Source organism: Pseudomonas syringae (assembly GCF_023278085.1).
Lineage (GTDB): Bacteria > Pseudomonadota > Gammaproteobacteria > Pseudomonadales > Pseudomonadaceae > Aquipseudomonas > Aquipseudomonas syringae_Q.
The window spans coordinates 2,173,446-2,192,604 of the sequence record NZ_CP066265.1 but is presented as its reverse complement, the minus strand read 5'-3'; the positions used below and the strand labels follow the sequence as shown (position 1 = coordinate 2,192,604).

Genomic DNA, 19,159 nt, shown 5'->3' with positions numbered 1-19,159 from the left:
AGCATTTGCCCCTCAGAGGTGACATGCGTTACCTGGGCAACGCGTAGGCAATCACATAATCGCCGCGATCAGGCGACTGGCGAGCGCCGCCGGCGGTGAGCAGGATGTACTGCCTGCCGGTCTTGGGCGATACGTAGGTCATCGGGCCGGACTGGCTGCCGACTGGCAGACGTGCCTTCCAGATTTCATTGCCGTTGCCGCTGTCGAAGGCGCGCAGGTAGAAATCCTGCGTACCGGCGAAGAACAGCAAGCCCGACTGGGTGGACAACGAAGCGCCCAGTGTGGGCATGCCGATCGGGATTGGCAGACCCATGCGAATACCCATCGGGCCGGTGTCCTTCACCGTGCCGACCGGAACCTGCCACATCAGTTTTCTGGTTTTCAGGTCAATCGCCGACATAGTGCCGAACGGCGGTGCCTGGCAGGGAATGCCGACGGCAGACAGGAAACGCTGACGCATGGCTCCGAAAGGTGTGCCGGTCTGTGGCACTACGCCCATTTCGATACCGCTGGCACCGGCAGCGATCTTGTCGCGCGGGATCATGTAGTTGGCCAGGCCCAGGCGCATGTCATTGACGAACATGTAGCTGTTGGTCGGGTCAACCGAAACGCTGCCCCAGTTCATGCCGCCCAGCGAACCGGGGAACTGCAACGCCGGGTCAAGTCCAGGCGGCGTATAGACACCCTCGTGACGCATGCCTTTGAAAGCGATCCGGCACATCAACTGGTCGAATGCCGTGGCGCCCCACATGTCCGACTCTTTCAGGGTCTGGTTGCCGATCGACGGCATGTCCACCGAAAACGGCTGGGTCGGCGAATAGCGCTCGCCCGGGACGTTGCCTTGCGGCACAGGGCGTTCCTCGACCCGCGAGATCGGCACGCCGGTTTCGCGGTTGAGCAGGAAGATCTCACCCTGCTTGGTAACTTGTGCCAATGCCGGCTGGATACCGCCCTTGCCGTCTGGAATGTCATACAGCAACGGCTGCGCCGGAATGTCGAAGTCCCACAGATCGTGGTGAGTCATCTGGAAGTTCCAGCGCACCTGACCGGTCTTGACGTCGACCGCGACGACTGAAGAAGACCACTTGTCGTCCTGCTCGGTGCGCGTCCCGCCGAAGAAGTCGGGTGTTGCGTTACCGGTCGGCAGGTAGATCAGGCCAAGCTTGTCATCGTAGGACATGGCCGACCAGACGTTCGGCGTGCCACGGGTATAGGTTTCGCCTGCGGGCGGACGTTTGGTGGTAGTCGGGTTACCCGGATCCCACGCCCAGACCAGCTCACCCGTGTGTACGTCATAAGCGCGTACTACGCCCGGTGGCTCACCGGTAGAGAAGTTGTCGGCAACACGACCACCGACAACCACCACATTGCCCGCCACCAGAGGTGTCGAGGTTTGCTGATAGTAGCCCTCCTTGACTTCGCCCATGTCGGTTTTCAGATCAACGATGCCTTGATGGCCGAAGTCCTTGCAGGTCTCGCCGGTCTTGGCGTCGAGTGCGATCAGGCGCGCGTCGCCGGTCGGCAGAAAAACACGCGCGGCGCACGCGGCCGACGCTGATGGTGCAGGGGCATTGGCTGACGCTGATTCGGCTACAGGGGCAGCGAAGTAGCCCAGGCCTCGGCAACGCTGCCAGTTGGGCGCACTGCCCTGCGGATCGAACTTCCAGCGCTGTGCGCCGGTGTCTGCATCGAGTGCGAAGACTTTGCCGTAAGCGGTACAGGTGTAAACCGTGTCGCCGATCTGCAGCGGGGTATTCTGGTCCTCTGCGCCGGCTCCGGTACTCTGCGGGATGTCGCCGGTGTGAAAGGTCCAGGCAACCTGCAGCTTGTCGACGTTGCTCTTGTTGATCTGATCCAAAGCGGCAAATCGATTGCCTGCCGGGGTATTGCCCCAGTGCGCCCAGTCTTTCTGCTCGGAGCCCGGAGCCACCGGGACCACATCAGGCACGCTGGCGGCGCTGACCACATGGCTCGGAACGAACATGTAACCGATCGTTGCCACAACCCCGATGGCCAACAGACCGGCCAGGCCATAGGCACCACGGCCCGCCTGAGCACCCGAGGCGCGAACCAGTGTCGGATAGACCAGTGCCACCACCAGGCCGATGACGGCGAAGGTCAACACCCGGGAAACCAGCGGCCAGTAATGCAGGCCTGCATCCCAGACCGCCCAAAGTGCAGTCAATATCAAGGCGATGCCATACAGCACTGCGCCCTTGGGTTTGCGGACTGCGATCAGCACGCCGCTGATCAGCATCGCCAGCCCCATCAGCAGGAAGAACCAGCTCCCGCCCAATGTCACCAGGTAGCCGCCGCCACCTGCCAGACCGAGCCCGATCAGAGCGATCAGTACGCCCAGCCCGAGCAGCAGCAATCTGCTGCCAGCTCCTGTGCCTTGCTTGTTTGTCATTTTTCAAACCTGTCGGATTTTTACAGCCGAACAGAATGTACCAAACGGTTCATAATGACAAATTGTCGCATACTTGGAAGCGTCTGAAACAGGCGTTTGCGGGCGATCAGCGCACAGTTTTTCGCATTCATGCTGACCTTTATAGCGCCATTGACTACAGCGCCATTCCATCCCGACCGATCACCACATGACCCGGCAGCCGCTGTGGCGGCTCCATCAACCAGGCATCCAGCGTATGGCCGACGTGCGTCAGCACCGCCTTTCCCGGTCGCAACTGGTCAATGGTTGCCAGCGCCAGGGTCAGGTCATTGTGATTACGCGGCGGCTGAGGCTGCGGCGGCATGGAGCAGTCGAGAATCAGCACGTCCAGCGGCTGGCGTTGCAAGAATTCGCGAGTGGCATCAGGCAGGCCGACGGTGTCGGTCAGGTAAGCCATGCGCTGCCCGTCACCTTCAAGCAGGTAACCAAAGGTGGGCCTGGAGTGCGTCAACGGCAGCGCCGTGACCTGCAAAGCGCCCAGTGCACGGGTTTCGAAGGCGGCAAACGGCTGGCTGAAGTCGAGAATACCGGGGTGTTTGTACAGGTCTGCCAAGCCTTCCGGGTCTGCCGGGCCATGGACCGGAATCACCAGGCCCTGCCCCCAGCGCAGATGCAGCAGGCCCTGCGCATGATCGGCGTGATAGTGCGTTTGCAAAATACCGCTCAGGCTGTGCGGCGGAAAACGCTCGGTGAGGTCGGTCAGGCCGCTGTCGATCAGCCAGCGCTGGTCGGCGCACTCGATCAAGGCGCTGCACGGCAAACGCCGCAGGCTGTGAGTGGCCCGCGCGGCCAGACACGCCATGCACTGACAACCATAGACCGGCACTTGTCGGGCGTCTCCGGTGCCCAGCAGCGTCAGGCGCATGCGTGACGCGTGTCCAACAGGCCGATCAGGGTGGCAACGGTCTGTTGCAGATCGCCGGAATTGTCCAGTGAAAACACCTGTGGGTTGTTCGCCAGCAAATCTCCGGCAAAGCGTGCGTTGCGCTCCAGGCGCGCCTCGATTTCCGGCAGGGTTTCGCGATTGCGCGCCAGCAGACGCTGACGCAACACCTCTTGATTGACCGTCAGTAACACGGCCGACAGGTTCGGATAACGCATCTGCGCTTGCTGCAAATGCGCCCGCGAGCCGTTGATCAGCACGTCATGGCCTTCCAGCAGCCATTGATCGATCTCGATAGGAATGCCGTAGCGCAAACCGTTGGCCTGCCAGCACAAGGCGAACGCACCGCGCTCGCGCATCTGCTCGAACTGTTCGACCGTCACCGCTTGTGCCGCCTCGCCCACCGCTTCTGCAGAACGGGTGATCACCCGCCGTACCACCCGGCAATCGCGTCGCGCCAGGGTTTCCCGCGCAGCATCCAGCACACTGTCCTTGCCTGAACCCGACGGCCCGATCAGATAAATCAACCTGCCAACCATCAAAACACCCTCTTGCCCTGTCGCCATACCTTGTCGATCACCGGCAGGCCGCCATGGCTGCGCGCCTGGATCAGATCCGCGCGCAGGCCGACGCGAATTTCACCGCGATCCGCCAGCCCGGCTGCAAGCGCGGGGGTGCGACTGACCATGTTCATTGCCTGCGGCAGCTCGCATTCATTGTCCTGCTCGACCAGCATGAAAGCGGCCTGCAACAGGCTGGCGGGATAATAGTCGCTGGACAGAATGTCCAGAAGACCTCGCCTGGCCAACGATGCCGCCGCCACGTTACCGGAGTGCGAGCCGCCGCGCACGATGTTCGGCGCGCCCATCAAGACACTCATGCCCAATTGCCGACAGCCTTGAGCGGCTTCCAGCGTGGTCGGGAACTCGGCAATGTTCATTCCGAAACCTGCCGACTCCTCGACGTGGGCCATGGTTGCGTCGTCATGACTGGCAATCGACAGGCCGCGGGCCAAGCACAACTCGACAATCGCGCGACGATACCGGTCAGCGTATTCGGTGGAGTTGGCCACCTGATCGACGATGAAGCGATCCATCTCTGCATGGCTCATGTGGTACTTGCCCATGTAGTACTCGCGGTACTTGGACTCCAGCGCGAACTGGCGCTGGCCGGGCGCATGGTCCATCACCGACACCAGTTGCACCAGCGGCTGGTCGACCAGGTCACGAAACACGCTCAGGGTGTCGGGGTGGCTGACCTCGCAGCGCAAGTGCAGCAGGTGTTCAGCGCGGGTCAGCCCCGCCGCGTTGGCCTCGGCAATCGCCTGGAGCATCGCGGGCAATTGTTGCATGCGCTTGCCTTTGGGGTTGATGTCGCCAATCGACAGCGCATCGAACACGGTGGTGATCCCGGCCGCGACGATCTGCGCGTCGTGGCTGATCACCGCCGAGGTCGATGGCCAGTCGACACCGGGGCGTGGCGACAGGTGTTTTTCCAGGTTGTCGGTGTGCAGTTCGACCAGCCCCGGCAGCAGGTAATCGCCATCAAGATCATGGGCCTGAGTCAACTGGCTGCGCCCGGTTTGCACATCGGCAATCAGGCCATCGCGAAGCACCACCGTGCCGATGAAAACCTGTTCGGCCGTGACCACGCGGGCATTACTGAAAATCTGTTCGCTCAGCATTGCAGCAACTCCTTGGTGGTGAGGTCCACCGGGGTCATGTCGAGTTGACGATTGGCGACCGATTCACGGGCGTCACGGTCATGAAAAATGCCGATCAGTGCAGCGCCGGCTTGCTTGGCCTCATCGACCAGTTCCAGCACCACCTGACGGTTGGCGTTGTCCAGTGAAGCCGTCGGTTCGTCGAGCAGCAGCACCGGCCAGGGCACCATGAATGCGCGGGCAATGTTGATACGTTGCTGCTCGCCGCCGGAGAACGTGCTGGGCGCCAGCGGCCACAAGCGCTGCGGGATGTTCAGGCGCGTCAGCAACAATTGCGCACGCTGCAGCGCCTGCTCGCGGGACCAGCCGCGGGCCAGCGCAGGCTCCATCAGCACATCGAGGCTCGATACACGCGGAATGACGCGCAAAAACTGGCTGACGTAGCCCAGCGTTCTGCGGCGCACTTCCAGCACCTGGCGCGGGCTGGCGCCGACCAGCTCGACCCATTCCCCCTGGTGCTGCACACGAATGCTCCCGGCGGCGGGCAGGTAGTTGCCGTACAAGGTGCGCAGCAGCGTGCTTTTGCCTGCGCCGGACTGCCCGCTGAGCACCAGGCATTCGCCACTGCGCACCGAGAAGTTCAGGCCTCGCAGCACATTGAGGACCACCCCGTTGTGCTGATGCAGGGTGAAGGTTTTCGACAGGTCGCGGACCTCGATCAACGTCGTCATCGGGCTCACCTCTTTTCTACCAGCGCTGTTTGCAAGGGCTGTGTCTGAATGAACGGTCTGGTTCATGGCTGCAACACCGAGGAGACCAGCAACTGGGAATACGGATGCTGCGGGTCATCGAGGATCTGATCGGTGAGCCCGCTTTCCACCACTTGCGAGCGACGCATGACCATCAGCCGGTCCGCCAGCAGCCGCGCCACCGCCAGGTCGTGGGTCACGATCACCACCGCCAGGTCCAGCTCGCGAACCAGCCCGCGCAACAGATCGAGCAAGCGCGCCTGCACCGACACATCCAGCCCGCCGGTGGGTTCGTCCATGAACACCAGCCTCGGGCTGGAGACCAGGTTGCGGGCAATTTGCAGGCGCTGCTGCATGCCGCCGGAAAAGGTGCGCGGCAGGTCGTCGATGCGCTGCGGGTCGATTTCCACCTGGGTCAGCCAGTCCAGCGCAGCGCCGCGCAGTTGCTGATAATTGCGCACGCCCTGCGCCATCAGACGCTCACCGATATTGGCCCCGGCCGACACGCCCATGCGCAAGCCGTCACGCGGGTTCTGCTCGACAAAGCCCCATTCGGTGCGTAACAACGTGCGACGCTGCGCCTCGCTGGCGCTGTACAGGTCGAGCCAGTCGCCGTGCTTGCCGCGATAGTCGATGGTGCCGCGATCCGGCGGGCAACGGCCGCTCAACAGCGACAGCAAGGTGGACTTGCCCGAACCGGATTCGCCGACAATGCCCAGCACTTCGCCGGGGTACAGGTCGAAACTGACGTCCTGGCAGCCTTTCTGGACACCGAACAACCGGGTCAGCCCTCGGACCTTGAGCAACGGCTGCGCAGGTTCGGCCTGACGCGCGCCCTCGGGACTTGATGAAAGCGCACTGATCATCGGGCGATCTCCTGCTGTTTGACGCGCTGGGCGCAGTAGTCGGTATCGGAACAGACAAAGCTCTGAGTCCCCGCGTCATCGAGAATCAGCTCGTCGAGGAAGGAGTCGTGGCTGCCGCAGATGGCGCAGCACTGCTCCCAGCGCTGCACTTCGAACGGATGGTCCTCGAAGTCCAGACTGACCACCTGTGTGAATGGTGGTACGGCGTAAAGGCGTTTTTCCCGTCCGGCGCCGAACAGCATCAGCGCCGGGCTCATGTGCAGTTTGGGGTTGTCGAATTTAGGAATCGGCGACGGGTCCATCACGTAACGCTCGTCGACCATCACCGGGTAAGCGTAACTGGTGGCGATGTGGCCAAAGGTGGCGATGTCTTCGTAGAGTTTGACGTGCATGACGCCGTAATCATCCAGCGCGTGCATGGTGCGCGTTTCGGTTTCAGAGGGTTCGATGAAACGCAGAGGTTCGGGAATCGGCACTTGATAAACCATGATCTGATCGGCGTGCAGCGGTGTTTCCGGAATCCGGTGGCGGGTCTGGATCACGGTGGCTTCCGGCGTGCGCTCGGTGGTGGCAACGCCTGCTGTACGGGCGAAAAAACGCCGGATCGACACTGCGTTGGTGGTGTCGTCAGCGCCCTGATCGATGACCTTCAGCACGTCATCGTCGCCGAGGATCGTCGCCGTCAGTTGCATGCCACCGGTGCCCCAGCCATACGGCAACGGCATTTCGCGCCCGCCAAAGGGCACCTGATAACCGGGAATCGCCACCGCCTTGAGCAGCGCGCGGCGAATCATGCGTTTGGTCTGTTCGTCCAGATAGGCGAAGTTGTACGCCTCATCCCGGGCGGGCCTTTGCTGTGCGGTGCTCATGGGTGCAGTACTCATTGGTCGCTCTCCGGGTTCGGTGCGGACTTGCGCAGCTTGCGGATCAGTTCCAGTTCGGACTGGAAGTCGACGTAGTGCGGCAGTTTCAGGTGCGAGACAAAGCCTGCGGCTTCAACGTTGTCGCAATGCGCCAGCACGAACTCTTCCTGCTGGGCCGGCGAACGGATTTCTTCGTTGAATTCCTCGGCGCGCAGGGAGCGATCCACCAGCGCCATGCCCATGGCCTTGCGCTCTGCATTGCCGAACGCCAGCCCGTACCCCCGAGTGAACTGCGCCGGTTCGCTGGCCGAGCCGACGAACTGGTTGACCATTTCGCATTCGGTGATTTCGATGTCGCCAATCAGGATCGGAAAACCCAGCTCTTCAGGCTCGATCCAGACCTCGACCTCGCCAATGCGGATCTCCCCGGCGAACGGGTGGTTGCGGCCGTAGCCGCGCTGGGTCGAGTAACCCAGCGCCAGCAGAAAGCCCTCATCGCCACGCGCCAGCGCCTGCAAACGCTGGGCACGAGTGGCGGGATACTCCAGCGGTTCGCGGGTGATGTCCGCCACGCGCTCGCCGTCGTCGACTTCGGGCTTCATCAGGCCTTCCTTGGCGAGCAGGCCCAGCACCCGCGGGCACGCTTCCAGCGTGGCGTCCGGGGCGACCGTCGGGCCCGGATGCTCGCCTTCGGCCAGCAAGGTGAAATCCAGCAGGCGATGGGTGTAGTCAAAGGTCGGCCCTAGCAACTGACCGCCGGGCAAGTCTTTGAACGTGGCCGACAGACGTCGGTTGAGCTGCATGTTTGATGTGTCGATCGGCTGGCTGGCGCAGAAGCGCGTCAGCGTCGTGCGGTAGGCGCGCAGCAGAAAGATCGCCTCGACCAGATCGCCTGCCGACTGCTTGATCGCCAGCGCGGCCAGTTGCTCGTCGTACAGCGAGCCCTCGCTCATGACCCGCGCAACGGCCAGTGGCAACTGCTGGCGGATCTGCTCGACGTCGAGCTCGGCGATGTCGGTATCGCCACGGCGCCTGTTGGCCAGCAGGCGGTGGGCATTATCAATGGCCTGTTCGCCACCCTTCACGGCAACATACATCAGACACACTCCTGCACGCGGGTGCTGCGTGGCAAACCAAGGACGTGGTTGCCCGCCAGAAAGAACACATCCAGCCCGCAGGGGAAGTGGTTATGCGAGTCACGCTCGGTCCAGAAGCGTTTATCCAGAGGCAGGCTCACGTCGTTTTGTCGCTCGATACCGGGCCCGCTCCAGCTCAGTGCCGGTCCGCCTTCAAGGCTCGGCAACTGGATCAGCAAGGTGCAGGACTGATCCGGGTAACGGTCGTTGCCGGTGTCAAAACCGTCCAGATCGTGAGCCGTCGATCCGTCGAGCAACGCAAAGCGCGCAGCGTTTCGATCAGCCACAATCGGGCAGCCGCAATGAAAGGCAAGATTGGCGCGAATCGCGGGGGTGTCGAACGCAGGCGCCAGCCAGATCGGCGTGTCCAGGTCCAGCAATGCCAGACACAGTGCATGGGTCGCACTGTCCAGGCCTTGCAGCGCAGGCGGCTGGTGACCGGCTGGCAGGGTCTGAGTCACGCCGGGACCGGCCAGCGCTTTGAGCGCCACGCGGAAACTGCGCTGGGCATCCAGTACCGGATCGGTGAAAGCAGGTTGCAGAAGGACGGCGTTCATCAGTCTTCTCCTCGGACCAGGGTAAAGAATTCCACTTTGGTCGCAGCGGTTTCGGCCTCCTTCTGCGCCCGGCGCTCGGCTTGCGCCTGGGCCAGCGGTTCGATCAGTTCGCTCAGCCACCAGGCCTGCTGCGCGCCCTGCAGATGGGCATCAGCCAGCGCGGCCAGTTCGGCGTGACGCTTGTCGCGTCCGGCCAGATAGCTGAAACCGGTGCGGCCGTCAGCCAGGCGCACCACACAGCGCGTGACACTCATCTCGCCCAGATTGAAGGCCGAGCCGGTGCCACCCATTCGGCCACGCACCAGGGTCATGCCGATTTCCGGGGCGCGGATCATCTGGTAGTCGGTATCACGTAGCGCCGCTTCGTGGCGGTTCAGTTGCTCGCGGCTCGGTTGATCGACATAAGCGCGGGCCAGTACACCCATCCAGCGCTGACGCACCGTTGTTTCGGGAGTTGTTTCGGAACTTGTTGCTTGCATGGAACACCTCGGTATCAGGTCGTCTTGACAGGGACAGCAGGCGTCGCCACCTGGTACTGGAAACGGTCGGCGCGGCTGACCGAACGGGAAAGCTCCACCGGCTGCCCCGCCGCGTCGCAGGAAACGGTCAGCACCGTCAGCGCGGGCATGTGCCGAGGCATCAATAGCCACCCGGCTTCTTCCCGGGACGGCAGCCGGGCACCGATCAGGCTTTGCGCGCGGCTCAGCGGCAGCTCGCGCTCGGCCAGGTACTGGCGCACCGAGCCACCCTTGTAATCTGCCAGCAACCCGGCATAACGAGCGCTGTAGCGGTGGAATATCAGGCTGGCCGCTTGTCCGTCGAGCTTGCGCAGGGTCTGCAATTCGATCAGCGGCGCATGCTCTTCCAGTCCAAGGTGCAGCGCATCCTCACGGCTGGCCTCGCAGTCGCAACGCCGCAGCAGGATCGCTTCCACCCCCAAACCTTGCGCCGACCACGACTTGCTGTAAGCGCTGTCGGCCTGCATCGGGTAAATCAAAGGGCGCTCCAGCACTTGGGTGCCCTTGCCCTGACGACGTAACACACTGCCCTCCCGCACCAGCTCATCGACCGCGCGGCGAATGGTGTGGCGGTTGACGCTGAAGCGCTCGGCCAGTTGAAATTCGGCTGGCAGATAGTCGCCAGGCTGATAGGCGGCCAGCTCTTCACGCAGTGTGTTGGCCAGCTCGTGGTACATCGGCGCTACTTGTCTAGACAACTGCATGGTTAAAAAAAGTGTTCATCGGAACACCCCTCTTTAGTCAGATGAATTGCTTGCGCAGACGCTGCGAGACAACGTCGATCACGCTTACCACAACGATGATCACCAGCAACACGGCACTGGTCTGGACAAAGGCAAAGGAACGGATGTTTTCCCAGAGAATCACCCCGATCCCCCCTGCCCCGACCATGCCGACCACCGTTGCCGAGCGCACATTCGATTCGAAACGGTATAGAGCATAGGAGATCCACAGCGGCATGACCTGCGGAATGACGCCGTAGATCACTTCCTGCAAGGCGCTGGCCCCGGTGGCACGAACGCCCTCGACCGGGCCCGGCTCGATGGCTTCAACGGCTTCGGCGAACAGCTTGGCCAACACCCCCGTGGTGCTGATCCACAGTGCCAGCACCCCGGCGAACGGCCCGAGACCGACCGCCACCACGAACAGCATGGCGAAGACCATCTCGTTGATCGACCGGAACGCATCCATGCATCGCCGCAGCGGCAGGTGAACCCACCACGGCGTGATGTTCTCGGCGCAGAGAATGCCCAGCGGTATCGAGCAGACAATCGCCAGCGCCGTGCCCCACAGGGCGATCTGGATCGTTACCAGCATTTCCTTGAGGTAGCTGCGCCACTCGCGGAAATCCGGCGGGAAGAAGTCGGACGCGAACGTCGCCATGTTCGACGAGTCGCGCACCAGCGCCATCGGGTTCATCTCCGCGCCCTGCCAGGCCCAGGCCAGTGCCGCGAGCAACAGCCCCCAGCCCAGATAACGCGACCAGTTGGGCTTACCCGCCACCTGGGTGTAGGCAACTTGAGTGGTCATGGCGACCTCCTGTTTGGGACCGCAATCAGCCTGCAGCGCTGGCGGTGGCTTTCTGGTTCAGTTCGGTCATGCGTTCCTGCAACTTGCTCAGGCTGGCGTCGATGTCTTTGAGACGGGTCGCTTTCTCCTGAGCATCCAGGGTGGTGCTGGCGGCGACTTCAGTACGTTGCTTGAACAGTTCGAGCTGGCGAATTGGCAACAACTGGTCATCGCTGGACGTGAGGAACTTGCCCAGTTGCATGTTCTTGAGGACTGCTTTTTCTTCGTCGGAGTCGCCATAGGTGGCGAAGAACTCACGAATCTTTGCCTTGTTTTCGTCCGACAGGGCCTTGCTCCAGACCATTGGATCGGACGGAATAAGCGGCGATTTCCAGATCACCTTGAGTTCCTTGACCTTGTCCGGCTGGGTGACCGCCAGGCGATCCCAGCTTTCGGTATTGAACGTCGCGACATCGAGCTGGCCCTTGGCAACGCTCAGTGCGTTGACTTCATGGCTGGAGTTCAGCGTGCGCTTGAACGCAGTGGACGCATCGACGTGGTTCTTGGCAAACACGTAATAACCGGGCACCAGATAACCCGAGGTGGAGTTCGGATCACCGTTGCCAAAGGTCAGAGTCTTGGCGTTCTTGAGCATGTCTTCGACCGAATTGATCGGGCTGTCCTTGCGCACGATCAGCAAGCTCCAGTAACCGGGCGCGCCATCGGCGGCTGCGGTCTGGGCGAACACTTCACCGTTGGAGCGATCCACCGCTTCGATCGCGGCCTTGTTGCCCACCCAGGCCACATCAACCTTGTTGAAGCGCATGCCCTGAATCAGACCGGCATAGTCCGAGGCGAAGGTGGCGTTGACCTTGAGGCCGGTTTTCTTGCTCATGTCATCGAGAAATGGCTGCCAGATACTTTTCAGATTCTGCGATGACTCGGTGGACATGATGCCGAAATTGATGACTTTTTCTTCCGCCTGGACCGAGCCCAACGCGCAGGCAGTCAGCAAAGCGGCAGACGCGAGGACGCGACCGATACGGTTGAACATGCAAGCTCTCCTGGTAATGAGGTTGATACAGCGGCTATCAATGTTGAAAACGCATCAGACTTTGGCCAGCGCCAGGCGCGGCTTCTGGCGGACGCGGCGGGCTCGTTCGGTGATCATCAGGCTGGCATCCTCGTCTGCGCCGTACAGGTCATTGAGGAACTGCTTGCTGAGGTCTTGGGCGAGGCCGTCGTAATGAATGCGTCCGCCTTTGAGGGCGACGGCACGCGGGCAATAGCGCACGGCGTAATCAACCTGATGCAGGGTGACTACGACCGTCTTGCCGTCGCGACGATTGATGTCGGCGAGGATTTCCATGACCCGGCGCGCTGATTCGGGGTCCAGCGAGGCAATCGGTTCGTCGGCGAGAATGACTTCGGCGCGCTGAGTAAGCGCCCGGGCGATGGCTACCCGTTGTTGCTGGCCGCCCGACAAGGTCGAGGCGCGCTGGCTGGCGAGGTCGGCCAGCCCTACCCGATCCAGCGCAGCCATGGCTCGCTGTTTTTCCTCACGGTTGAACAGCGCCAGGCTACCGCGCCAGCGCGGCATGCGGCCCAGACACCCCAGCAATACGTTGTCCATCACGCTGAGGCGATTGACCAGGTTGAATTGCTGGAAGATATAGCCGATGTCGGCGCGCAGACGGCGCACCTGGCTGTTGAGACGACCCGCAGCCTGAACCTCGCGGCCCAGCACTTGAACGTGACCGCCATTGCCTCGATCACAGCAGGCAAGGCCCGCGAGATGGCGCAGCAACGTCGACTTGCCGGAGCCCGATGCCCCGATCAACGCGACCATTTCTCCCGGTTGTATAGACAACGCGAGGTCAATGAGCGCGCTTTTGTGCGAAAAAGTCTTGTTCAGGCCTTCGACATGAATAGCTGCGTTCATGAGGCTTCTCGGTCTTTTCACGACCCGGGACAGGTCGCGTTCGGTGTCAACCAAACTGAACCTGAGTTGTTGCAGCCTCATGAACCGCGAATGACGGGGTCATAACAGTTTGTCGCAGGTGTTGTTGCAACGCGAACATGGGGTTATGCCGGATCCGGGCACGACGACGCGGCGCACGCTCAAGACCGGACGCAGAGCGTCCAGAAATGCATGCCAACGCGGAGCATTGGCACGATAGTCAGTCAGATATAGGTATAACGCTGAGCGCTGGTACGAGAGGTATCAAGGCGTCCGCTCCCGGGCCTGCGGAGCGGCGCACATGCAGGCCGGATCAGATCCGGAAGCTGCCCACCAGTTGCTGCAGGCGGGCGGCCTGTTCTTCCAGCGAGTTGCAGGCTTCCAGCGTCTGGCGCAGGTTGTCCACGCCCAGCTGGTTGAGGGTGTTGATGTGGGTGATGTCGACATTGATCGACTCGACCACCGAGGTCTGCTCTTCCGTTGCCGCCGCGACCGACTGGTTCATGCCGTTGATCTCTTCGATGCGGCGGGTCACGCTGCTCAGGCGCTCACCGGCCAGGTTGGCGATACCGACGCTGTCCTCGCTCTGACGCTGGCTTTCGGTCATGTTGGTCACTGCGTCACGGGCACCGACCTGCAGCTCTTCGATCATCTTCTGCACTTGCTGCGCCGAATCCTGAGTGCGATGCGCCAGGTTGCGCACCTCGTCCGCCACCACCGCAAAACCGCGTCCGGCTTCACCGGCACGCGCCGCTTCGATGGCTGCGTTGAGCGCAAGCAGGTTGGTTTGCTGGGAAATGCTGGTGATCACCTCAAGGATCTGCCCGATATTGGCCGTCTTGTCGTTCAGGCTTTCGATGTTCACGCAGGAGTCACTGATCTTGCCGGACAGCTCGTTCATGGCCTTGATGGTCTGCTGCACCACGTTCTGGCCGTCACTGGCCAGGCCGCTGGCATCACTCGACTGTTGCGACGTGCGCGCCGCGTTCTGCGCGATTTCCTGGGCCGCCGCACCCAGTTCGTTGATCGCCGCTGCCACGCTTTCGGTGCGGTTGGCCTGCTGGTCGGAGTTGCTCATCGACGCATTGGAGACCTTGACCACCCGAGTGGCCACTTCGCCCAGTTGCGCCGCAGTCGAAGCCACTTCGCGGATCGAGGTGTGAATACGCTCGACGAAATGGTTGAAAGACTCGGCCAGCGCGCCGAATTCATCGTGGGAAGTGATAGCCAGACGCTTGGTCAGGTCACCCTCGCCATCAGCGATATCACGCATCGCACGGCCCATCTGATGCAACGGTTGCATCAACACACGGATCAACAGGCCCAGCAGCAGGATGATCACCATCACCACAACGACCATCGCGGTGATGGCCGAGGTACGGAATTCGGTCAGCATGGCGTAGGCAGAGTCCTGCTCCAGCACCAGTGCCACGTACCAATTGGCGGTCGAAACACCCTGAACAGGCGTGAACGAAATGATCTCGGGCTGTTTGCCAGAATCGATTTCAGTCACGCCGGTGGCAATTTTCGGCGTATTGGTCGGGTAGGCCTCGCTGATGTTCTTGAGCACCAGTTTGCTGTCCGGATGCACCAGAATCTTGCCGTCGGCACTGACCAGAAACGCGTAACCGTGACCATCGAAGTTCAGCGAATTGATGATTTTGGTCACGTTATCCAGCGAGATATCAGCCCCGGCAACACCGGCAAACTGATTCTGGATCTTCACCGGCGTGGCAAGGGTCATCACCAGCTTGCCGGACGATGCTGCAATGTACGGTTCAGTAACGATGGTGCTTGGCGCATTTTGCGCGGCTTTATACCAGCCACGCGCACGCGGATCGTAATCAGCCGGACGGTTGCCGGCCGGAACCGAAAACATCACGCCTTCAGTGCTGCCGAAATAACTGAGCTGAAAGTTGTCGCTGTAGGTCGCCAGACCGATTGCGCGCTGCAACTGTGGCAGGTCCTTGCCATCCACGGCGATCTGCTGTGACATCGATTGCAGCAATTGAATGCGGCTTTCCAGCCAGGTCTGAATGTTTTGCGTGGTCAGTGTACCCAGTTGTTGCAACTCGGACTTGACGCTGGATTTGAGTGACTGACGTTGTCGATAGTCATTGATGACAATGAATACACTAAACGCAACCACCACGATCAGCGCGGCGGCGAGAAGGATTTTTTTGCTGAAACCCAGACTTTTCATAGCGGTTACTTCCACGGCAAAAACCAATTAGGACGATCTCTGGATCGTCAATCAAACACCACAACTGCACCGTCTCTACAACAGCGCAAAAATACAGGCCGTTCAGCAACCTTGGTCGACAGGCCAGGCAGGGCCGAGCCTCGACAATTTACGGAATCGCTTCTGTCGACATATCGGCAGCGACTGACAAGTCTTTGATTATTTTTTTGTGACGCTTGGGATACCGGTCCCACAATGGAGTGCAAAACGTGCAGAGCTTAAAAAACTGGCTATGGTTGAAATCATCCCCGCCGTGCAGAGGATGGCCTTGCCATGCTGAGTATCGAAAAACTTTTTGACGATTTGCATAGTCTCCCGAGTATTCCCAAAGTGGCTCAGGACCTCATGCTGCAGTTCGACAATCCCTCTTCCAACCTGGAAAGCATCGCCCGCAATATAGAGAAGGACCCGGTAATTGCCGCCAAGGTGTTGCGTCTGGCCAACTCCGCAAGGTTCCGCGGTTCGCGGGATTCCTCCAGCATCGAAGACGCGGCTATGCGTCTGGGCTTCAACACCCTGCGTACGCTGGTCATGGCGTCTGCGGTGACCGGCGCGTTCAAGGCCGGGCCGAGTTTCGACCTCAAGGGTTTCTGGCTGAAAAGCTTTCAGGTTGCGGGGATCTGCCGAATGCTCGCCAGACAAGGCAGCGCCGATCCGGAAACGGCCTTTACCTGCGGCGTGATGCATAACATCGGTGAACTGCTGATCCAGACCGGTGCCCCCGAGGTTGCAGAACGTCTGAACAATGCCGCCACAGCCAACACGCCGGGACGAGGCGCCAGCGAAACCCTGCAACTGGGTTTCGGCTACCCGGAAGTCGGTGCCGAACTGGCCCGCCGCTGGCATCTGCCGCACGTGATTCTGCAGGCCATCGCCTATCAGGCCAAACCGATGCAGGCGCCAGCTGACGCACAGTTGCCTCGGATCGTTGCCCAGGCCATCACCATCTCGGACGCGCTGGAAGCTCACGGCGGTGCCACGCCCGAAGCGCAAAAAGCGTCTGGCGGGCCGCTGATGGAGGGCATCGACCTGGACACGCTGTTTGCCGGGTTGCCCGCCGTACTGGAGGCAGACAAGGCCTTTTCGGAGCTGCTGAGCTAGGCAAAACAGCCCGGTAGCCTGGGAAAGACCGTCTTCGATCAACAGCGCTGGCATGCCCGAGGCAACCCGCATGACAGCGCCGGAAACCCTTTTATCTGTATATCCATACAGATAAAACTTGCTCCACGCCCGTTCAAAGTTCATCCTTGCAGCCTCACACCGGTAATCGACGACGGTAGTCATGCGGCTGTTTCTTTGCGAAAAACCCTCTCAGGCCAAGGACATTGCGGCTGCGCTCGGCGCTACCCGACGTGGCGATGGCTGTTGGGTGGGTGCCAACGCAACGGTGACCTGGTGCATCGGCCACTTGCTGGAAACCGCCCCGCCCGACGCCTACGATGCGCGTTACAAGCGCTGGGTGCTGGCAGACCTGCCCATCGTCCCGGAGAAGTGGAAGATGCTGGTCAAGCCCCGCACCGCCAGCCAGTTCAAGGCGGTCAAGCGGTTGCTGGGCGAGGCACAGGAGCTGGTCATCGCCACTGACGCAGACCGCGAAGGCGAAATGATCGCCCGCGAACTGGTCGAGCACTGCCGCTATCGCGGACCGATCCAGCGGCTGTGGCTGTCGGCACTCGATGACGCCTCGATTCGCAAGGCGCTGGCAGCGCTAAAGCCGGGCGCCGATACGTTCAGCCTGTATCACTCGGCGCTCGGTCGATCGCGTGCCGACTGGCTGATCGGCATGAACATGAGTCGTCTGTTCACGTTGCTGGGTCGGCAATCCGGTTACCAAGGCGTACTGCCGGTCGGGCGCGTACAAACCCCGACCCTGCGTCTGGTGGTGGACCGCGATCGCAGCATCGCTGACTTCGTGCCCGCGCCCTTCTGGGCCATCGACGTCAAACTGCTGCATGACAATCAGGCGTTCATCGCCCAGTGGCGCGCGCCGTCGGATACCTGTGACGATCAGGATCGCTGCCTGAACCAGCCACTGGCGCAACAGGCTGCCGAGGCCATGCGCAAGGCTTCCGGCGCGACACTGCTCAAACTGCGCACCGAGCGGATACGCGAAGCCGCACCACTGCCGTTCGACCTCGGCACGTTGCAGGAAATCTGCTCGAAAAAGCTTGGGCTCGGTGCGCAGGAAACCCTCGATATCGCCCAGTCGCTGTATGAAACCCACAAGGTCATCACCTATCCGCGAAGCGACTGCGGTTACCTGCCGAACAGTCAACACGGTGAAGCTGCGGGCATCATTGCTGCGCTGGGCAAGGCGGACCCGGCGCTGGCCGGCTTGCTGCCACACCTTGACCCGCAACGCCGTTCGCGTGCCTGGAACGACGCCAAAGTCACGGCTCACCACGGCATCATTCCTACTGCCGCCGTGCGTGGCGTCGAACGCCTGACCGGCAAACCCCGTGCGGTCTATACCCTGATCAGGGCGCGCTATCTGGCGCAGTTTCTGCCCAACCACGAGTACGACCGGACCCAGGCCGACTTCGACTGCGCAGGCCATGCCTTGCGCGCGGTCGGCAAGCAGATCGTCGAGCCCGGCTGGAAACGCGCCATGCCCGAGGCGTTGGCCCCGGCCAAAGGTCGCGAGGCGCCTGCACCGCAGCCACTGCCCAGGCTGCTTCAAGGCTGCGAGTGCGCCGTGGCCGAGGTCGTTCTCAAGGACCTCTGGACCCAGCCGCCCAAGCCTTTCACCGAAGGCGACCTGATCAAGGCGATGAAGAACGTCGCCAAACTGGTAGAAGACCCTTTACTCAAGCAAAAGCTCAAGGACACCACCGGCATCGGCACCGAAGCCACCCGCGCCGGGATTATTCAGGGCCTGCTGGATCGTGGCTACCTGACCAAACAAGGCAAGGCGTTGTGCGCCACACCGGCAGCCTTCAGCCTGATCGACGCGGTTCCTCGCGCCATCGCCGACCCAGGCACCACTGCAATCTGGGAACAGGCGCTGGACATGGTGCAGAGCGGCGAGATGAGTCTCGAAGAGTTTGTCGCCAAACAGGCGGCGTGGATGAGCAAACAGGTGAGTCGCTGCGTCGGCATGCGCATGACCATCAGCGGCCCGGCCAGCCCGGCAGGCGTTGCGCCGCCGTGGAAGAAAAAACGCAAGACTGCAAAGCGCAGTGTTGCGGCAACTGCTGCGCCAGCAGGCGGTGCCGTGAAGAAACCGCGTCGCACTGCCAAACCGGCCGCAAAGGGCTGAGCCGCAGCAATGCCTGACGCGCAGAGCCAACACAGCAATTGCACTGTGCAGATGTTACTCACTTAGACGTTACAGACTCAGACGTTTCAAACAGGTGCTACACATGTCAGATCGCGAAATCATCGTCCCTTCCACCATGCAGTCGATCATGGACCGCGCAGGCTATGCGCCTGCTGTCAGAGTGGGAAACACGCTCTACTGCGCCGGGCAGGTGGGGCGCACCCGGGAGATGGAGATCATCCTCAACCCGGAGGCGCAGTTCATCGCCTGCTGGGAGAATCTGCGCACCGTACTGGCCGAAGGCGGCTGCACGTTCGACGACATTGTCGACATGACCACCTATCACGTCGCCATGAGCGAGCACATGCCGGTATTTCGCGAGGTGAAGAACCGCATTTTTCCACGCGGGCAATGCGCCTGGACGTGCATAGGCGTAGCCGAACTGGCACACCCCGGCCTGTTGCTGGAGATCAAGTGCATCGCGGTCAGACGCAGCGTCTGACCC

Annotated in this window: 18 protein-coding genes and 1 pseudogene; 3 read left to right on the top strand and 16 right to left on the bottom strand. The window is 61.5% G+C overall.

The genetic code is table 11. The annotated features are described in order from the left end of the window. Positions 1–28: 28 nt before the first annotated feature. The 16 genes and pseudogenes from I9H07_RS09855 to I9H07_RS25005 all read right to left on the bottom strand — a co-directional run. Positions 29–2,410, bottom strand: coding sequence for a glucose/quinate/shikimate family membrane-bound PQQ-dependent dehydrogenase (locus tag I9H07_RS09855; protein WP_050585261.1), 2,382 nt, complete (start codon positions 2,408–2,410; stop codon positions 29–31). 154 nt (positions 2,411–2,564) lie between these two features. Further along, a complete protein-coding gene (gene phnP, locus I9H07_RS09850; protein WP_024673585.1) occupies positions 2,565–3,314 on the bottom strand; it encodes a phosphonate metabolism protein PhnP in 750 nt (249 codons plus the stop codon). Next, complete coding sequence (gene phnN, locus I9H07_RS09845) at positions 3,305–3,871, bottom strand: phosphonate metabolism protein/1,5-bisphosphokinase (PRPP-forming) PhnN (RefSeq protein ID WP_024673586.1); 567 nt, start codon at positions 3,869–3,871, stop codon at positions 3,305–3,307. The genes phnP and phnN overlap by 10 nt, the downstream gene beginning before the upstream one ends. Beyond that, positions 3,871–5,016, bottom strand: coding sequence for an alpha-D-ribose 1-methylphosphonate 5-triphosphate diphosphatase (locus tag I9H07_RS09840; RefSeq protein ID WP_236424426.1), 1,146 nt, complete (start codon positions 5,014–5,016; stop codon positions 3,871–3,873). The genes phnN and I9H07_RS09840 overlap by 1 nt, the downstream gene beginning before the upstream one ends. Beyond that, positions 5,010–5,726: a phosphonate C-P lyase system protein PhnL gene (gene phnL, locus I9H07_RS09835; RefSeq protein ID WP_236424424.1), complete on the bottom strand. Its 717-nt coding sequence runs from the start codon at positions 5,724–5,726 to the stop codon at positions 5,010–5,012. Before phnL ends, I9H07_RS09840 begins: the two co-directional genes overlap by 7 nt. A gap of 62 nt (positions 5,727–5,788) precedes the next feature. Continuing rightward, positions 5,789–6,610, bottom strand: a complete 822-nt coding sequence (phnK, locus tag I9H07_RS09830; RefSeq protein WP_024673589.1) for a phosphonate C-P lyase system protein PhnK — start codon at positions 6,608–6,610, stop codon at positions 5,789–5,791. Beyond that, a complete protein-coding gene (locus I9H07_RS09825; RefSeq protein WP_236424422.1) occupies positions 6,607–7,494 on the bottom strand; it encodes an alpha-D-ribose 1-methylphosphonate 5-phosphate C-P-lyase PhnJ in 888 nt (295 codons plus the stop codon). Before I9H07_RS09825 ends, phnK begins: the two co-directional genes overlap by 4 nt. Continuing rightward, positions 7,491–8,570 (bottom strand): carbon-phosphorus lyase complex subunit PhnI, encoded by a 1,080-nt coding sequence (locus I9H07_RS09820; protein WP_236424420.1) that lies wholly within the window; start codon positions 8,568–8,570, stop codon positions 7,491–7,493. The genes I9H07_RS09825 and I9H07_RS09820 overlap by 4 nt, the downstream gene beginning before the upstream one ends. Continuing rightward, positions 8,570–9,166 (bottom strand): phosphonate C-P lyase system protein PhnH, encoded by a 597-nt coding sequence (phnH, locus tag I9H07_RS09815; RefSeq protein WP_058392904.1) that lies wholly within the window; start codon positions 9,164–9,166, stop codon positions 8,570–8,572. The genes I9H07_RS09820 and phnH overlap by 1 nt, the downstream gene beginning before the upstream one ends. Next, positions 9,166–9,645, bottom strand: a complete 480-nt coding sequence (gene phnG, locus I9H07_RS09810; protein WP_080394478.1) for a phosphonate C-P lyase system protein PhnG — start codon at positions 9,643–9,645, stop codon at positions 9,166–9,168. Before phnG ends, phnH begins: the two co-directional genes overlap by 1 nt. Before the next feature lie 14 nt (positions 9,646–9,659). Then, complete coding sequence (gene phnF / locus I9H07_RS09805) at positions 9,660–10,388, bottom strand: phosphonate metabolism transcriptional regulator PhnF (protein WP_024673594.1); 729 nt, start codon at positions 10,386–10,388, stop codon at positions 9,660–9,662. Positions 10,389–10,425: 37 nt separating this feature from the next. Then, complete coding sequence (gene phnE / locus I9H07_RS09800; protein WP_024673595.1) at positions 10,426–11,214, bottom strand: phosphonate ABC transporter, permease protein PhnE; 789 nt, start codon at positions 11,212–11,214, stop codon at positions 10,426–10,428. Positions 11,215–11,239: 25 nt separating this feature from the next. Continuing rightward, a complete protein-coding gene (phnD, locus tag I9H07_RS09795; RefSeq protein WP_236424419.1) occupies positions 11,240–12,247 on the bottom strand; it encodes a phosphonate ABC transporter substrate-binding protein in 1,008 nt (335 codons plus the stop codon). Between the two features lie 54 nt (positions 12,248–12,301). Then, entirely contained in the window at positions 12,302–13,135 is an 834-nt protein-coding gene (phnC, locus tag I9H07_RS09790) for a phosphonate ABC transporter ATP-binding protein (RefSeq protein ID WP_058823714.1), read from the bottom strand. Positions 13,136–13,466: 331 nt separating this feature from the next. After that, positions 13,467–14,231 carry a methyl-accepting chemotaxis protein gene (locus I9H07_RS25010; RefSeq protein ID WP_418903474.1) on the bottom strand — a complete coding sequence of 255 codons (765 nt, stop codon included), beginning with the start codon at positions 14,229–14,231 and terminating at the stop codon, positions 13,467–13,469. A gap of 93 nt (positions 14,232–14,324) precedes the next feature. Then, a pseudogene (locus I9H07_RS25005) lies at positions 14,325–15,356 on the bottom strand (HAMP domain-containing protein); the annotation flags it as partial. A gap of 312 nt (positions 15,357–15,668) precedes the next feature. Between I9H07_RS25005 and I9H07_RS09780 the strand changes: the two are divergent. From I9H07_RS09780 to I9H07_RS09770, 3 genes are all read left to right on the top strand, one after another. Then, complete coding sequence (locus I9H07_RS09780; RefSeq protein ID WP_058392900.1) at positions 15,669–16,496, top strand: HDOD domain-containing protein; 828 nt, start codon at positions 15,669–15,671, stop codon at positions 16,494–16,496. A 181-nt stretch (positions 16,497–16,677) separates the two neighbouring features. Further along, positions 16,678–18,654 (top strand): DNA topoisomerase III, encoded by a 1,977-nt coding sequence (locus I9H07_RS09775; protein ID WP_236424417.1) that lies wholly within the window; start codon positions 16,678–16,680, stop codon positions 18,652–18,654. Between the two features lie 103 nt (positions 18,655–18,757). After that, the gene (locus tag I9H07_RS09770; protein WP_024673601.1) at positions 18,758–19,156 is read left to right on the top strand and encodes a RidA family protein; all 399 of its coding nucleotides are present in this window, start codon (positions 18,758–18,760) and stop codon (positions 19,154–19,156) included. Positions 19,157–19,159: the final 3 nt, after the last annotated feature.

Bases quoted from the DNA above. Each gene is read 5' to 3' on its own strand.
- I9H07_RS09855 (WP_050585261.1), bottom strand. From the start codon at position 2,410: ATGACAAACAAGCAAGGCACAGGAGCTGGCAGCAGATTGCTGCTGCTC.
- phnP (WP_024673585.1), bottom strand. From the start codon at position 3,314: ATGCGCCTGACGCTGCTGGGCACCGGAGACGCCCGACAAGTGCCGGTC.
- phnN (WP_024673586.1), bottom strand. From the start codon at position 3,871: ATGGTTGGCAGGTTGATTTATCTGATCGGGCCGTCGGGTTCAGGCAAG.
- I9H07_RS09840 (WP_236424426.1), bottom strand. From the start codon at position 5,016: ATGCTGAGCGAACAGATTTTCAGTAATGCCCGCGTGGTCACGGCCGAA.
- phnL (WP_236424424.1), bottom strand. From the start codon at position 5,726: ATGACGACGTTGATCGAGGTCCGCGACCTGTCGAAAACCTTCACCCTG.
- phnK (WP_024673589.1), bottom strand. From the start codon at position 6,610: ATGATCAGTGCGCTTTCATCAAGTCCCGAGGGCGCGCGTCAGGCCGAA.
- I9H07_RS09825 (WP_236424422.1), bottom strand. From the start codon at position 7,494: ATGAGTACTGCACCCATGAGCACCGCACAGCAAAGGCCCGCCCGGGAT.
- I9H07_RS09820 (WP_236424420.1), bottom strand. From the start codon at position 8,570: ATGTATGTTGCCGTGAAGGGTGGCGAACAGGCCATTGATAATGCCCAC.
- phnH (WP_058392904.1), bottom strand. From the start codon at position 9,166: ATGAACGCCGTCCTTCTGCAACCTGCTTTCACCGATCCGGTACTGGAT.
- phnG (WP_080394478.1), bottom strand. From the start codon at position 9,645: ATGCAAGCAACAAGTTCCGAAACAACTCCCGAAACAACGGTGCGTCAG.
- phnF (WP_024673594.1), bottom strand. From the start codon at position 10,388: ATGCAGTTGTCTAGACAAGTAGCGCCGATGTACCACGAGCTGGCCAAC.
- phnE (WP_024673595.1), bottom strand. From the start codon at position 11,214: ATGACCACTCAAGTTGCCTACACCCAGGTGGCGGGTAAGCCCAACTGG.
- phnD (WP_236424419.1), bottom strand. From the start codon at position 12,247: ATGTTCAACCGTATCGGTCGCGTCCTCGCGTCTGCCGCTTTGCTGACT.
- phnC (WP_058823714.1), bottom strand. From the start codon at position 13,135: ATGAACGCAGCTATTCATGTCGAAGGCCTGAACAAGACTTTTTCGCAC.
- I9H07_RS25010 (WP_418903474.1), bottom strand. From the start codon at position 14,231: ATGAGCAACTCCGACCAGCAGGCCAACCGCACCGAAAGCGTGGCAGCG.
- I9H07_RS09780 (WP_058392900.1), top strand. From the start codon at position 15,669: ATGCTGAGTATCGAAAAACTTTTTGACGATTTGCATAGTCTCCCGAGT.
- I9H07_RS09775 (WP_236424417.1), top strand. From the start codon at position 16,678: ATGCGGCTGTTTCTTTGCGAAAAACCCTCTCAGGCCAAGGACATTGCG.
- I9H07_RS09770 (WP_024673601.1), top strand. From the start codon at position 18,758: ATGTCAGATCGCGAAATCATCGTCCCTTCCACCATGCAGTCGATCATG.